This is a genomic window from Marinifilum fragile (genome assembly GCF_963677365.1).
In the GTDB taxonomy this organism is placed as follows: domain Bacteria; phylum Bacteroidota; class Bacteroidia; order Bacteroidales; family Marinifilaceae; genus Marinifilum; species Marinifilum fragile.
The window spans coordinates 3335367-3350516 of record NZ_OY781962.1 but is presented as its reverse complement, the minus strand read 5'-3'; the positions used below and the strand labels follow the sequence as shown (position 1 = coordinate 3350516).

At 38.5% G+C, this 15150-nt stretch carries 8 protein-coding genes, 2 tRNA genes and 3 rRNA genes; 9 read left to right on the top strand and 4 right to left on the bottom strand.

What is annotated here, in order from left to right; all coding sequences use genetic code 11:
- Positions 1-72: 72 nt before the first annotated feature.
- From prfA to rrf, 9 genes are all read left to right on the top strand, one after another.
- Positions 73-1158 carry a peptide chain release factor 1 gene (gene prfA / locus ACKPCA_RS13375; RefSeq protein WP_321279520.1) on the top strand — a complete coding sequence of 362 codons (1086 nt, stop codon included), beginning with the start codon at positions 73-75 and terminating at the stop codon, positions 1156-1158.
- A 66-nt stretch (positions 1159-1224) separates the two neighbouring features.
- On the top strand, positions 1225-2052 hold the full coding sequence (pyrF, locus tag ACKPCA_RS13370) for an orotidine-5'-phosphate decarboxylase (protein WP_054721042.1): 828 nt from the start codon (positions 1225-1227) through the stop codon (positions 2050-2052).
- A 113-nt stretch (positions 2053-2165) separates the two neighbouring features.
- On the top strand, positions 2166-3455 hold the full coding sequence (locus tag ACKPCA_RS13365) for a DUF2851 family protein (protein ID WP_321279519.1): 1290 nt from the start codon (positions 2166-2168) through the stop codon (positions 3453-3455).
- Between the two features lie 63 nt (positions 3456-3518).
- Positions 3519-4553 (top strand): potassium channel family protein, encoded by a 1035-nt coding sequence (locus ACKPCA_RS13360; RefSeq protein WP_157471483.1) that lies wholly within the window; start codon positions 3519-3521, stop codon positions 4551-4553.
- Positions 4554-5324: 771 nt separating this feature from the next.
- Positions 5325-6854, top strand: a 16S ribosomal RNA gene (locus ACKPCA_RS13355).
- Between the two features lie 145 nt (positions 6855-6999).
- Positions 7000-7073, top strand: a tRNA-Ile gene (locus ACKPCA_RS13350).
- Positions 7074-7086: 13 nt separating this feature from the next.
- Positions 7087-7160, top strand: a tRNA-Ala gene (locus ACKPCA_RS13345).
- 119 nt (positions 7161-7279) lie between these two features.
- Positions 7280-10150, top strand: a 23S ribosomal RNA gene (locus ACKPCA_RS13340).
- A 114-nt stretch (positions 10151-10264) separates the two neighbouring features.
- A 5S ribosomal RNA gene (gene rrf / locus ACKPCA_RS13335) occupies positions 10265-10375 on the top strand.
- The 16S, 23S and 5S rRNA genes sit together here with 2 tRNA genes alongside, the layout of an rRNA operon.
- Positions 10376-10624: 249 nt before the next feature.
- Here the strand turns inward: rrf and ACKPCA_RS13330 are convergent.
- The 4 genes from ACKPCA_RS13330 to ACKPCA_RS13315 form a co-directional block, all read right to left on the bottom strand.
- A complete protein-coding gene (locus ACKPCA_RS13330) occupies positions 10625-11332 on the bottom strand; it encodes a response regulator transcription factor (RefSeq protein WP_321279518.1) in 708 nt (235 codons plus the stop codon).
- On the bottom strand, positions 11332-12915 hold the full coding sequence (locus ACKPCA_RS13325; protein ID WP_321279517.1) for a sensor histidine kinase: 1584 nt from the start codon (positions 12913-12915) through the stop codon (positions 11332-11334). Before ACKPCA_RS13325 ends, ACKPCA_RS13330 begins: the two co-directional genes overlap by 1 nt.
- 114 nt (positions 12916-13029) lie before the next feature.
- Complete coding sequence (kdsB, locus tag ACKPCA_RS13320) at positions 13030-13779, bottom strand: 3-deoxy-manno-octulosonate cytidylyltransferase (protein ID WP_321279516.1); 750 nt, start codon at positions 13777-13779, stop codon at positions 13030-13032.
- Between the two features lie 18 nt (positions 13780-13797).
- The gene (locus ACKPCA_RS13315; RefSeq protein ID WP_321279515.1) at positions 13798-14964 is read right to left on the bottom strand and encodes a sensor histidine kinase; all 1167 of its coding nucleotides are present in this window, start codon (positions 14962-14964) and stop codon (positions 13798-13800) included.
- Between the last annotated feature and the right edge of the window lie 186 nt (positions 14965-15150).

The following is a 15150-nucleotide window of genomic DNA, read 5'->3' as shown; positions in this document are numbered from 1 at the left end:
CTATAATTTCATACTTCAGTTTTAAAGTCGTTTTATTTTTCTAATTTTGTCCAAAATTTAGAATATTGTAGCATGAGCAATAATTTGATCCTTGATAAATTAGAGGGTGTCTTTATCAGATTTAAAGAGGTTGGTCAATTGATTACCGACCCTGATGTGATGGGAGACATGAAACGCTTTGTAAAACTAAGCAAAGAATATAAGGAATTGGAGGCAGTTACCGAGGCTGCAAAAGAATATAAAAATGCCGTTGATACAATTGCTGAGTCGAAAGATATTATTGCAAATGAATCTGACGAAGAGTTGAGGGAAATGGCAAAAATGGAATTGGAAGATTTGGAAGGTAAACTTCCGGATATGGAACAGAACATTAAATTGTTGTTGGTGCCTGCAGATCCTGAGGATTCCAAAAATGCAATTCTTGAGATTAGAGCTGGAACTGGTGGCGATGAGGCAAGTATTTTTGCTGGTGATTTGGCAAGAATGTATACCAAATTCTGTGAAGCTAAAGGATGGAAAGTTTCTATTTCAAGCTTTAGTGAAGGTACATCAGGAGGTTACAAGGAAATTGTAATGAATGTAAATGGTGAAGGTGTATATGGGGTGCTTAAATATGAATCTGGAGTTCACCGTGTGCAACGTGTGCCACAAACCGAAACGCAAGGGCGTGTTCATACCAGTGCTGCATCAGTAGCAGTATTGCCAGAGGCTGAAGAGTTTGATGTTGAGGTCAAAGAAAGCGATATCCGTAAAGATACATATTGTTCTTCTGGTCCAGGTGGACAATCGGTAAATACTACCTATTCGGCAATTCGATTGACTCACATTCCTACAAACATTGTAGTAACTTGTCAGGATCAGAAGTCTCAGTTGAAGAACTTGGCAAAAGCAATGGTAGAACTTCGTTCACGTATTTATGCAATGGAGCATCAAAAATACTTGGATGAAATTTCATCGAAACGTAAAACAATGGTTTCGACGGGTGACCGTTCGGCTAAGATTAGAACATATAACTATCCGCAGGGGCGTGTTACTGATCACCGTATCAACCTTACGTTATATAACTTGTCGGCAATTATGGACGGTGATGTTCAGGAAATTATCGACAAACTTCAAATCGAAGAAAACGCAGAACGACTTAAAGAAAGTGGTTTATAATGATATTGGCAGTGGTTTTTCCACTGCCTTTTTTGTATTAAATATTACTAAACAACCAATTTTACCATGAATTATCAGGCATTATTTGAGCAAATCAAAAAGAAGAAAAGTTTCCTTTGTGTAGGTTTAGATAGCGATATCAAAAAAATTCCATCTCACCTTTTAGATTCTGAAGATCCAGTATTTGAATTTAACAAGCAAATTGTTGATGCAACTGCTGAATTTACTGTTGCTTATAAGCCAAACATTGCTTTTTATGAGTGCCGAGGAGCTCAAGGATGGAATAGTCTTGAGAAAATTGTGAACTATATCAAAGAAAAATACCCAGAGATTTTCTTGATTGCTGATGCGAAAAGAGGGGATATTGGAAATACATCGAAAATGTATGCAAGTGCATTTTTGGAAAATATGCCATTCGATTCAATTACAGTTGCGCCATATATGGGTGAGGATTCTGTAACTCCATTCTTGGAGTATGAAAACAAGTGGGTTATTCTTTTGGCTTTAACTTCGAATAAAGGAGCTTTCGATCTTCAGTTTTTTCAAGAAGGAGAGCAAAAGTTATTTGAGAAAGTTCTTGAAAAATCTCAAGATTGGGGAACCAAAGAAAATATGATGTATGTGGTTGGAGCAACAAAAGCTGAGATGTTGGGTGATATTAGAAAGATTGCTCCGGATCACTTCTTGTTAGTTCCAGGTGTTGGTGCTCAAGGGGGAAGTCTTCAGGAAGTTGCAAAATATGGGATGAATCAATCATGTGGATTGCTTGTAAATTCTTCAAGAGGAATTATTTTTGCTGATACTTCGGAGGCTTTTGCAAAGGTAGCTGGCGAAAAGGCTAAAGAGTTGCAATTGGAAATGGAAGATTTATTGAAGGAAAAATCGGTATTGTAGTAAATACATCTTTATAAGATTTTGAAGCGGCGTTTGATTAAACGTCGCTTTTTTATTGTCTTTTACTGATCGAATTGTTAAATTTCGAATACTTACTGTAAAAATATTATGGTATGACTGAGGAATTTCTGCAATTTATCTGGAAACACAAGCTTTTTGATGATCAAAATCTATTCTCTACCGGAGGAGATAGAGTAGAAGTTGTAAATGTTGGGAAGCAAAATAAAGATGCTGGTCCTGATTTTTTTGATGCGCGAATTAAGATTAATAATGTGATGTGGGCTGGAAATGTAGAGGTTCATATCAAATCATCATACTGGTATCAGCACAATCATCAGCAAAATTCTTCCTATGATAATGTGATTTTGCATGTGGTATATGAAGCTGATGCAGATGTATTTATCGGTGAAACCAGAAAATTGCCCTGTTTGATTTTAAAATTCGATTCGTGTTTGTTGCAGAATTATAATCAGCTCATGCATTCCACTCAATGGATTTCTTGTTATGGTGAGATCAATTTGGTTGAAAAATTCTTTGTGCGAAATTGGTTGGATAGAATGATATTGGAACGCTTGGAGAGAAAGTCTGCAGATGTGAAGAAAATGTTGAAATTGAATAAAAATTCATGGGAAGAAACATTTTATCAGATTATTGCCAGATATTTTGGAATGAAGGTCAATGCTGATCCCTTTCAGCAGTTGGCGCAAGTGTTGCCTTTAAAGATTTTGGCTCGTCAAAAGAATTCGCTTTTGCAATTAGAAGCATTGCTTTTTGGTCAGGCTGGCATGTTGAATGATTCAGTTGATGACGCTTATTATAAAAATCTTCAACAAGAATATTTGTTTCTTGCGGATAAATATGAGCTGAAGCCTTTGCCTTCTCATCGGTGGAAATGGTTGAGGTTAAGGCCAGGTAATTTCCCAACAATTCGAATTGCCCAATTGGCGGCTCTTATTCATAAATCTTCCTCCTTGTTTTCAAAAATTCTGGACTGTGTAAATTATAAAGATATTCAGCATTTGTTCGAAATTCGGGTTTCTGATTATTGGAAAAGTCATTATCAATTTGGTATTGAGTCAAAATCCCAATGTAAGCAACTTGGAAAAATGACAATCAATTCAATTGTTATAAATTCGGTTGTTCCGATCGTGTTTTGTTATGGCGAAATTAACGAAGATGAGGAGATGAAGGAAAAAGCTTTAAAACTTTTGGAAGAGATTCCTGAAGAAAAGAATTCTATCATTGATAAATGGAAAGAATGCGGAGTGGAAGTGAAATCATCTTGGTATTCTCAAGCTTTATTGCAGTTAAAGGTGAATTATTGTGATGAATACAGATGTCTTCAATGTGAATTTGGGAATCGCATTATTCGAATGAAAAATTATCAGGAATATGGCAAATAAGTTTACACGGCCATATTGTATTTAAGGATATTGATTACCTTAGATTATTATAGATTTGCTCCTATGAATAGACAAAAAATTTGGGAAGAGAATATACGAACTCTAGGTATTGCCATGTTTTTTTTAGTACTAACTGTTTTGGTTGGTACGGCTGGTTATATGTATATAAATGAAGCTTATAGTGTTGTTGATGCTTTGTATATGACAGTAATAACCATTTCTACTGTTGGTTTTCAGGAGGTTCATCCTTTATCTGATGTTGGAAAAATATTTACTGTATTTTTAATATTTATAAGCTTTGGGATTTTTGGTTATTTGGCTTCTGCAATAACCAGGTTTATTTTAGATGGTGTATTTCGTAGAAACTTAAAAGATTATAGGATTGTGAGGAAAGTTGAAAAATTAAATGGTCATGTAATAGTTTGTGGTTTTGGCCGGAATGGTAAGCAGGCAAGCTTGGAGTTAATAGAGCATGGTGAGAATGTTGTTGTTGTGGATTCAAATGAGTCTGCAATTGATAGGGTGCGAGCTTTTCCCGAACTGCTTTTTATTCAGGGTGATGCTACAATGGAAGAAGTGCTCGATATGGCTAATATTCTGGAAGCTAAAGCATTGATTACTGCGATTCCCAATGATGCAGAAAATGTTTATGTGGTTTTAACTGCTCGCGAAATGAATCCTGGTTTAAAGATTATTTCTCGTTCCTCCAATAGTCAATCCGATAGTAAGTTGAAAAGAGCAGGAGCAGATAATGTAATAATGCCGGATCGTTTAGGAGGTCAACAAATGGCAAAGTTGGTTGCTCAGCCCGATGTGGTTGAGTTTTTGGATAATATACTGTTGCAATCTACAAAAGGCGTAAAGTTGGAAGAGGTTAGTTGTCAGGATTTGTCCGGATGTTTTGTTGGAAAGTCAATAAAGGAATTAAATGTGCGAAATAGATCTGGGGCTAATATCATCGGTTTGAAAGATGAAGAAGGGGGATATATTTATAACCCTTCTCCTGAATTGGTGCTAGAGAAGAATTACCACTTGTTTGTTCTTGGAAATAAAGAACAGGTAAGTAGTTTAAAGGATCTTTTACTGAATGGGATTTAGAAATTTCACGTCAAAATAATTCCATATTGAAATCGTAATTTTATTACGATTTTTTTTGTAATTGTAAATCAGTGATTTGCGAATCATCTTTAAATTTTCTTTCAATTTTGTTTGGAAGTATGGTCTTTCCTCTATTATATTTGCATCCACTTTCAACGGAGAGTGGATTTATAAAATGGTTGTTTAGTAGTATTTTATAGGCAGTGGTAGGGTGGTCGTAGGAATCTTTTTTATGATTGTTTACACCTACTAAACATCCAATTTTATTTTGAAATTTTTAAGATTTTTTTTTCGAAAGCATTTGGATTTGTAGAAATAAAGTATTTATCTTTGCAGCCGCTTTTGATGGGGATAAGATTCTTTGGAGCACTAGTATCTATGAGGCTTTCGAGGGGATTGAATCTTAAAAAAGTTTTAAAAATGACTTGCAATTTTAGATAAAAAGTATTTATCTTTGCAGCCGCTTCTCAAACGGGAGGAGTTTAGAAAAAGTTTTGGGAGTGAGTTGATGATTTGATGGAAATCACGGCTGAAAAAAACTTCAAAAATATTTCAAATTTTATTTGGAATTTGGGAGGAGTTTTATTTATCTTTGCACTCGCTTTTCCGCCTGATTTTTTCGGGTGAATTAAGAAGGAAAAACAGAACGATACGTTCTTTGAAAATATTGAAAACAAGAAGTTAGGTAAATACAAGAATAATACCTTGTCAATTAAAAATTACCATTAAACTTTGATAATCTGAATGAGACAGAATTATAAAAACTTTTATACAACGAAGAGTTTGATCCTGGCTCAGGATGAACGCTAGCGACAGGCCTAACACATGCAAGTCGAGGGGCAGCATAATAAAAGCTTGCTTTTATTGATGGCGACCGGCGCACGGGTGAGTAACGCGTATGCAACCTGCCTTACACAGGGGGATAGCCCGGAGAAATCCGGATTAATACCGCATAATGATCAAATTTCGCATGTTATTTGATTTAAAGCTTCGGCGGTGTAAGATGGGCATGCGTAGCATTAGCTTGTTGGTGAGGTAACGGCTCACCAAGGCGATGATGCTTAGGGGGTCTGAGAGGATAGTCCCCCACACTGGTACTGAGACACGGACCAGACTCCTACGGGAGGCAGCAGTGAGGAATATTGGTCAATGGGCGCAAGCCTGAACCAGCCATGTCGCGTGCAGGATGACTGCCCTATGGGTTGTAAACTGCTTTTTTACGGGAATAAACCTTCCTACGTGTAGGGAGCTGAAGGTACCGTATGAATAAGGATCGGCTAACTCCGTGCCAGCAGCCGCGGTAATACGGAGGATTCGAGCGTTATCCGGATTTATTGGGTTTAAAGGGTCCGTAGGCGGGCGATTAAGTCAGTGGTGAAATCTCACAGCTCAACTGTGAAACTGCCATTGATACTGGTTGTCTTGAATTTAGTTGAGGTGGGCGGAATACGTTATGTAGCGGTGAAATGCATAGATATAACGTAGAACACCGATTGCGAAGGCAGCTCACTAAGCTAACATTGACGCTGATGGACGAAAGCGTGGGGAGCGAACAGGATTAGATACCCTGGTAGTCCACGCCGTAAACGATGATTACTCGTTGTGCGCGATACACAGTGCGCGACTGAGCGAAAGCATTAAGTAATCCACCTGGGGAGTACGTTGGCAACAATGAAACTCAAAGGAATTGACGGGGGCCCGCACAAGCGGAGGAACATGTGGTTTAATTCGATGATACGCGAGGAACCTTACCTGGGCTTAAATGCAGTTTGACCGGCTTGGAAACAAGCTTTCTCTTCGGAGCAAATTACAAGGTGCTGCATGGTTGTCGTCAGCTCGTGCCGTGAGGTGTCGGGTTAAGTCCCATAACGAGCGCAACCCCTATCGTTAGTTGCTAGCAGGTAATGCTGAGGACTCTAGCGAGACTGCCACCGTAAGGTGAGAGGAAGGTGGGGATGACGTCAAATCAGCACGGCCCTTACGTCCAGGGCTACACACGTGTTACAATGGCTAGTACAAAGGGCAGCTACCTGGTGACAGGATGCTAATCTCAAAAGCTAGTCTCAGTTCGGATCGGAGTCTGCAACTCGACTCCGTGAAGTTGGATTCGCTAGTAATCGTATATCAGCAATGATACGGTGAATACGTTCCCGGGCCTTGTACACACCGCCCGTCAAGCCATGGAAGCCGAGGGGACCTGAAGTTCGTAACCGCAAGGAGCGACCTAGGGTAAAATTGGTAACTGGGGCTAAGTCGTAACAAGGTAGCCGTACCGGAAGGTGTGGCTGGAACACCTCCTTTCTAGAGATTTAGAATATCGACTAAGGTTTATGGTAAAAGACAGGTTTATGACTGTTTTGCCTAACTTTTTACTTGTTTTCATTTAATATACCATAACCCATAGCGTTAGGGTGTTTAAACCGCTAGCATATGGATTAAGAAATTTAGTCCTGTAGCTCAGTTGGTTAGAGCACTACACTGATAATGTAGGGGTCCGCAGTTCAAATCTGCGCAGGACTACGATTAACGTTTTGGGGGATTAGCTCAGCTGGCTAGAGCGCTTGCCTTGCACGCAAGAGGTCATCGGTTCGACTCCGATATTCTCCACGAAATACGATGGTGTATTAAAGTTCTTTGACATGTTGAAAGTAGTAAAGTAGAAGTAACCAATAGTAAAGAAACAACGATTGATTTCGTGATGAAAGTTTAGACTTTTATTGGCACAAAAAGAAGTAATTAAGGGCGTATGGCGGATGCCTAGGCTCTCAGAGGCGATGAAGGACGTGATAAGCTGCGATAAGCTACGGTGAGGTGCAAATAACCATTGATCCGTAGATTTCCGAATGGGGCAACCCACTCAGCAATGAGTATCCTTTAAGGAGGCAAACCCGGAGAACTGAAACATCTAAGTAACCGGAGGAGAAGAAAACAAAAGTGATTCCCCTAGTAGTGGCGATCGAACGGGGATTAGCCCAAACCATTATTGTTTCGGCAATGGTGGGGTTGTAGGACTATAATATGATGATCGGCGTGAAGTGGAAGTGTTTGGAAAGACACACCATAGAGAGTGATAGTCTCGTACACGTAAGCAAAGTGAATCTAGTAGTATCCTGAGTAGCGCGGAACACGAGGAATTCTGTGTGAATCTGCCAGGACCATCTGGTAAGGCTAAATACTCCTGAGAGACCGATAGTGAACAAGTACCGTGAGGGAAAGGTGAAAAGCACCTCGAACAGAGGAGTGAAAGAGTACCTGAAACCGTACGCCTACAAGCGGTAGGAGCACTTTAGGGTGTGACTGCGTGCCTTTTGCATAATGAGCCTACGAGTTACTCCTCACTAGCGAGATTAAGCACTTCAGGTGCGTAGTCGAAGCGAAAGCGAGTCTGAATAGGGCGTAAAGTTAGTGGGGGTAGACGCGAAACTTGGTGATCTACCCATGGTCAGGCTGAAGCTCTGTTAAACCAGAGTGGAGGGCCCAACCGGTTCACGTTGAAAAGTGTTCGGATGAACTGTGGGTAGGGGTGAAAGGCCAATCAAACTGAGAAATAGCTCGTACTCCCCGAAATGCATTTAGGTGCAGCGTCAGAGTCGAGAGTTATAGAGGTAGAGCTACTGATTGGATGCGAGGGCTTCGCCGCCTATCAAATCCAGACAAACTCCGAATGCTATAACTTATATCTGGCAGTGAGCCCGTGGGTGCTAAGGTCCACGGACGAGAGGGAAAGAACCCAGACCATCAGCTAAGGTCCCCAAGTGTATGTTAAGTTGAACAAACGAGGTGAGATTGCTTAGACAGCTAGGATGTTGGCTTGGAAGCAGCCATTCATTTAAAGAGTGCGTAACAGCTCACTAGTCGAGCGATCTTGCGTGGATGATAATCGGGCATAAATATACCACCGAAGCTATGGATTTAGAATTTATTCTAACTGGTAGGGGAGCATTCTAACGGCGCAGAAGCAGTATGGTAATGTATTGTGGAGCTTTTAGAAAAGCAAATGTAGGCATAAGTAACGATAATGCGGGCGAGAAACCCGCACGCCAATAGACTAAGGTTTCCTGATCAACGCTAATCGGATCAGGGTAAGTCGGGACCTAAGGGGTAGCCGAAGGGCGAACTCGATGGACAACCGGTTAATATTCCGGTACTTTCTATAACTGCGATGGGGTGACGAAGAGATGACAATGCCGCGAACTGACGGAATAGTTCGTTGAAGGACGTATGTGATGAGACCGGTAGGCAAATCCGCTGGTTGAGCTGAAATCTGATAGTACCGCAATGCTACGGCAGCGCGGATAGTGCATGTAATTTTACTTCCAAGAAAAACCTCTAAGCTTCAGGTTATAGAGACCCGTACCGCAAACGGACACACGTAGTCAAGTAGAGAATACTAAGGCGCTCGAGTGATTCATGGCTAAGGAACTCGGCAAAATGGTCCTGTAACTTCGGGAGAAAGGACGCCTCTTTCGGGAGGCCGCAGTGAAATGGCCCAGGCGACTGTTTACCAAAAACACATGGCTTTGCAAAATCGAAAGATGAAGTATAAGGCCTGACACCTGCCCGGTGCTGGAAGGTTAAGTGGAGGGCTTAGCGCAAGCGAAGGTCTGAAATGAAGCCCCAGTAAACGGCGGCCGTAACTATAACGGTCCTAAGGTAGCGAAATTCCTTGTCGGGTAAGTTCCGACCTGCACGAATGGTGTAACGATCTGGGCACTGTCTCAGCCATGAGCTCGGTGAAATTGTAGTATCGGTGAAGATGCCGATTACCCGCAACGGGACGGAAAGACCCCGTGAACCTTTACTGCAGCTTCACATTGATTTTGGGTAAGTGATGTGTAGGATAGGACGGAGACTATGAAGCAGCGCCGCCAGGTGTTGTGGAGTCATCCTTGAAATACGTCCCTTTGCTTATCTGAAGTCTAACGTCTAACGACGGACAGTGTGTGGTGGGTAGTTTGACTGGGGTGGTCGCCTCCAAAAGAGTAACGGAGGCTTCTAAAGGTACCCTCAAGACGTTTGGTAATCGTCTGAAGAGTGCAATGGCACAAGGGTGCTTGACTGTGAGACATACAGGTCGAGCAGGTACGAAAGTAGAGCATAGTGATCCGGTGGTTCCGTATGGAAGGGCCATCGCTCAAAGGATAAAAGGTACTCCGGGGATAACAGGCTGATCGCTCCCAAGAGCTCATATCGACGGAGCGGTTTGGCACCTCGATGTCGGCTCGTCACATCCTGGGGCTGGAGAAGGTCCCAAGGGTTGGGCTGTTCGCCCATTAAAGTGGCACGCGAGCTGGGTTCAGAACGTCGTGAGACAGTTCGGTCCCTATCTGTTGTGGGCGTTGGAAATTTGCGAGGATCTGACTCTAGTACGAGAGGACCGGGTTGGACTAACCTCTAGTGTATCTGTTGTGGCGCCAGCTGCATAGCAGAGTAGCTACGTTGGGCAGGGATAAGTGCTGAAAGCATCTAAGCACGAAGCCTACCTCAAGATGAGATTTCCTTTAAGGGTCGTTAGAGACGATAACGTTGATAGGTTGCAGATGTAAAGGTGGTAACATCAAAGTCGAGCAATACTAATTACCCGAAAGCTTCTGAGTGGCGAGGTCAATCGCTGAATCTTACAAGATTTGGTTCTTTTATTTTACTTTCAATGTGTCTACGATATTCGTTGACGGTTAGCAGGAGTTAACCACAGAAGTCAACAAACGATTTTAGGTGTTTATAGCGACGGGGTTCCACCTCTTCCCATTCCGAACAGAGAAGTTAAGCCCGTTAGCGCCGATGGTACTGCAGAAATGTGGGAGAGTAGGTCGACGCCAACCTTTAAAGAGTCTTATTCCAACATGGAGTGAGACTCTTTTTTTTGCCCTAAACTTAAGGTAACAAGAAATTAAAAACCCTAATAGAGCAATACCCCACAAAGAGGTATTATAACACCTTAGCTAATGGTATTAGACAAAAACAAAAGAAAGTGTTGGTGAATTATATAGGATTAAGGTGAGCAATCTGTAAGGAAAAATCTTTATGGATATTAGCCTGATCTGACTGCAACTCTTGAGGTACTGCAAAATCTAATTGTAAGGTGTGTTTATTTGTAATAGTCTGAATCCACTTCCGTGTATGTTTTCAATGGACAAATCAGGATCGGCTTTCAGGTATTTTCTAAGCTTTGTAACGTATACATCCATGCTTCGTGTGGTGTAAAAGTTATCATCGCCCCAAATGCTTTTTAAGGCCGTTTCACGGGGTAAAATTTGATTGAGATTTTCAGCTAAAAGTTTTAATAATTCCGCTTCTTTGGGAGAAAGTTTTTGCTCAACATTGTTAATACTTAAAATTCTAAGGTTTGAATCAAAACTAAATTTACCAATCCTAAATACGCTTTTACTATAGGAGGAAGAATTCCCATTGTTCCTAGATAAAATTGCCTTTATCTTATAAATTAATAGTTCTGAATCGAATGGTTTGGTAATATAGTCATCAGCACCTAAACGGTATCCTTGAATGATATCCTCTTTAAGAGTTTTAGCTGTTAAAAAGATAATTGGCATATCGGAATCTTTATGCTTTATTTCTCTTGCTAAAGTGTAGCCATCCATTTCAGGCATCATTACATCTAAAATACATAGGTCGAAAGGGTGAGAGGTAAATGCTTTTAGACCTTCCTTACCATTAATGCATAATGTTACTTCAAAATCAGAAATTTCGAGGTAATTTTTCATTACTGCACCAAAATTGGTTTCGTCTTCGACTAGTAGTATTTTGATTGGTTCTGCCATCATATTTTACTTAGCGGTAAGGATAGTTTAATACTTGTACCCTGACCAGGTTTACTGTTAACATCAATTGATCCGTAATGACGATCAATTACTAACTTTACATAGCTTAGTCCCAAACCAAATCCTTTAACACTATGAATATTTCCAGTTTCAGCACGATAAAATTTCTTGAATATTCTTTTAATCGTTTTTGAATTCATTCCTATGCCTGAATCTTTAATGGTGATTAGAATAGATTGGCCATGGTTTTCAGTACTAAGTTCTATTTTAGGTTCTTCGTTCGAATATTTTATTGCATTATCGAATAAATTGAAAAGTACATTTAGGAAATGAACTTCATCTACATCTGTAATATCGTTAATGGCATTTAGATCGGTTGTTAAATGACCATTTTTTTCATCAATTTGCAATTGGATATGCTCTGCAGCTTTTTGAATGATTTCATTTAGATGGCAGGATTGAAGGTTTAATTTTAATTCATGCTTCCCAAATAATGACAGTTGAAGAATGTTTTCGACCTGTTTGTTCATTCTAAAATTCTCATCCTTAATGATACCTGTGAAATATCTAATTCGATCTGGATTTCCAATTACCTTAGGATTATTTATGGAATCTGACGCCAATCCAATGGTAGCAATTGGAGTCTTAAATTCATGAGTAATATTGTTGATGAAATCTGATTTGATATCACTAATGCGTTTCTGCTTTAGGATTAAATACACTGCATTGATAAATGTTACAACAATAAAAATGGTAAATATTCCTGATAGAATAAGAAGTGGCATTATTGATTTGTAGATCAGATTGAATCTATCGATAAAATCGAGTGATAAAATTTGATTTGTGAATACAATATCATTGGGAAATAAGTTGACTTGATATTCTGATTTTTTTAGAACGTCATTATAATTGCTATCTGATGAATAAATTAGGAGTAGAGGCTCACCAGCAAAAATTGCGAAATTGAAATCGGAATCAATATTGTAATTTTTCAACTCTGAATGGATTAAGCTTGGGAGTTTATCAAAATCTATTCTTTCAGCGATGGAAACATCTTTGTTTTTGAATTCATACATTACTTTGCTGAAGATGTTTTCTATTTGTTTTTCCTTTCGCTTTGCTCTTATAATCGTATCTTTTGTTTCGACATGAATATCTATTTTGAGAGTAGAATCCATTTCTTGTTTGTCATGCCACAAATTAAGATGTCCAGAGTTGGATTGCATTACAATGACTTGGGAGTTTGAATCTATTTTATAGGAGGTTTTTCCATTAATCGTTTTTTCTGCTTTGATTTTTATTACATTTTGACCAAATTTTTTCCCAGATTCAAGAAAGTGTTTGATTTCACGAGTTTCAATATTTTCATGAGGATGGTTTGGTAGTCCCTTTGTTAGAAATATAACTTCCTCACTTTTTTCAAGCTTGGCAACAATTGTATGAAGAACTTTGTTGATATTGGAATCAAAAGTTCTTTCCTCAATAAAAATTGCATTTCGTATCCAAAGAATTTGCACTGCAATAATTCCAAGTAAGGAAATACTCATTAAAATGATTAAACCTGTAATTAGTTTTTTACTCATGAGTTTTTGTAATTGTATTTGAAGATACATTACAAATTTACAACCTGCAAAGATTGAATGTGGTTAAGGTCTTCCTAATAATCCTTAAAGAAAAGTTAAAGCATAAAAAAGGGACTATAAAAGTCCCATATTTTTTATTCGTTCTAAATCTTCAGGAGTATCGATGCCAATTGATTCATGTTCGGTAATATCTGTTTGAATCCAATATCCATTTTCTAGCCAGCGAAGTTGTTCCAATGACTCTGAAAGTTCCATACTACTCTGTTCTATTTTGGTAATTTCGTGAAGCACCTCACTTTTGTATGCATACATTCCAATATGTTTGTAGAATGTGCCATGGTTTAACCACTCTTCTTTTTCTACTCCCCTTTGATACGGAATTGGAGATCGACTAAAATAAAGAGCTTTCTGATCTTTGCTAATTACAGCCTTCACCTTATTGGGATCGAATATATCTTCTTGACAAGAGATTTGTTTTACCAATGTCGCAATTTGTGTATTCGGAGAATTAAAACAGGCTTTTACTAATTCTATTTGATCAGGTTGAATAAAAGGCTCATCTCCCTGAATATTGATTACAACATCATACTCTTGTTGATTTGATTTAGAAATTGTAGCAACAGCTTCTGCAATTCGATCTGTTCCACTCTGGTGATCAGAAGAGGTCATTACAACCTTTCCACCGAATTTTTCTACTTCAGTTTTAATTCTCTCATCATCCGTAGCGACCCACACTTCATCAATTGATAATAAAGTTTGTTCATAAACTCTTTGAATCATTGTTTTGCCATGAATATTGGCTAAAGGTTTTCCAGGGAATCTGGTAGAAGCGTATCTTGCCGGAATAATTCCTATGAATCTCATTTATTTTTTTGTTATAAATTATTTAGGCAAAGTAAATAAAAATTCAGAACCTTCGTTCACTTTACTTTTGACCATTATTTCTCCACCATGACCAGTAATAATTTTTTTCGCAATGGCTAATCCCAATCCAGTGCTGGTTTCGTTAGCAGTAGTTTTAGCGCTGGTAGTACCAAATTCGGTAAAAAGTTTCGATAATTCGGATTCTGGAATTCCAACACCTTGATCTTTAATACTAATTTCAAAATTTGTTGTTTGATCTTTAATATCAATGGTAATGGTAGTGTGAGGGGTAGAATATTTTATGGCATTGCTCAATAAATTGTGCAGCACTTGTTCAATTTTACTTTTATCTATATTGACCGTTGAATTTTCAACTTTAACCTTGTTGATAATTTTGATGTTCTTTTTTCTTGCAAAAACCTTATTGATTTTTACAATATCCATTATGATTTGTCCAATGTTTTCTTGATTCTTTTTCAGGCGTAGTTTTCCTCTTTCTATATTCGAAATATCAAGTAACTCGTTAAGCAATTGAAGTGAGAATTGACTACTATCCTTTATCAATGTTAAGAATTCTTCTTTTTCATTAACAGAAAATTCGTTTCCTGAGTCTAATAGGATTTCGGAAAAAGAACTAATTGCTCCAATTGGGTTTCTTAAATCGTGAGCAGCTATTCCAAGAAACTTTGACTTTTGCTCATTCAAACTTTTCAAGGTTTCATTTTGCTCTTCGAGTTGCCTTCTGTGATTTTCCAATTCTGTGTGATCGTCAATAATAATTAAAGTATACTTTTGACCATGAAATTGGATAAATTTTGTGGAGTAGAGAAAATGCTTCGACTCTTTGGTTTGGGAAGTGTAAAAATCTCGACTAAGCTTCTTTCTGTAGGTAGGAACTTTCTCCGACATTGTTTTGAGAATATCCTTTCGTAATTTACAATAGGAACAATTACTTGTAGTACCACAATCTTTACCTTCCTCAACAGCAAAAACACAACCCAAAGCATTGCCACATAATTCTCCCAAAACTTGTTCTTCTCTTTTTTGAAAAAGAATAGAGAATGAATCGTTCACATTTTCAATTTTAGCAGATTGATCTACAATGAAAAGGGCAGAGGTAATATTATCAAATAAAATATTCAAAAATTCATTTGATTCTTTTAGGTTTTCTAGTTGTAAGGCCATCGCACTTGTATTTATAATCCAATAACTAAATTGTTACGCTTAGATGTAAAAAAGGATACCAAAATTAACAATATTTAGAGATTTTAAGAATGAATGTAGATTAAACTAAAAACAAAAAATTGTAATTTTGTCAGATAGTATGAAAAAATTTCATGCTGTACATTTTAATTTCAAGATTTGAGATTT

What these genes read in the sequence shown, in the direction of transcription:
- ACKPCA_RS13325 (WP_321279517.1), bottom strand. Translation starts at nt 12,915, where the DNA reads ATGAGTAAAAAACTAATTACAGGTTTAATCATTTTAATGAGTATTTCC.
- ACKPCA_RS13365 (WP_321279519.1), top strand. Translation starts at nt 2,166, where the DNA reads ATGACTGAGGAATTTCTGCAATTTATCTGGAAACACAAGCTTTTTGAT.
- ACKPCA_RS13330 (WP_321279518.1), bottom strand. Translation starts at nt 11,332, where the DNA reads ATGGCAGAACCAATCAAAATACTACTAGTCGAAGACGAAACCAATTTT.
- prfA (WP_321279520.1), top strand. Translation starts at nt 73, where the DNA reads ATGAGCAATAATTTGATCCTTGATAAATTAGAGGGTGTCTTTATCAGA.
- ACKPCA_RS13360 (WP_157471483.1), top strand. Translation starts at nt 3,519, where the DNA reads ATGAATAGACAAAAAATTTGGGAAGAGAATATACGAACTCTAGGTATT.
- pyrF (WP_054721042.1), top strand. Translation starts at nt 1,225, where the DNA reads ATGAATTATCAGGCATTATTTGAGCAAATCAAAAAGAAGAAAAGTTTC.
- ACKPCA_RS13315 (WP_321279515.1), bottom strand. Translation starts at nt 14,964, where the DNA reads ATGGCCTTACAACTAGAAAACCTAAAAGAATCAAATGAATTTTTGAAT.
- kdsB (WP_321279516.1), bottom strand. Translation starts at nt 13,779, where the DNA reads ATGAGATTCATAGGAATTATTCCGGCAAGATACGCTTCTACCAGATTC.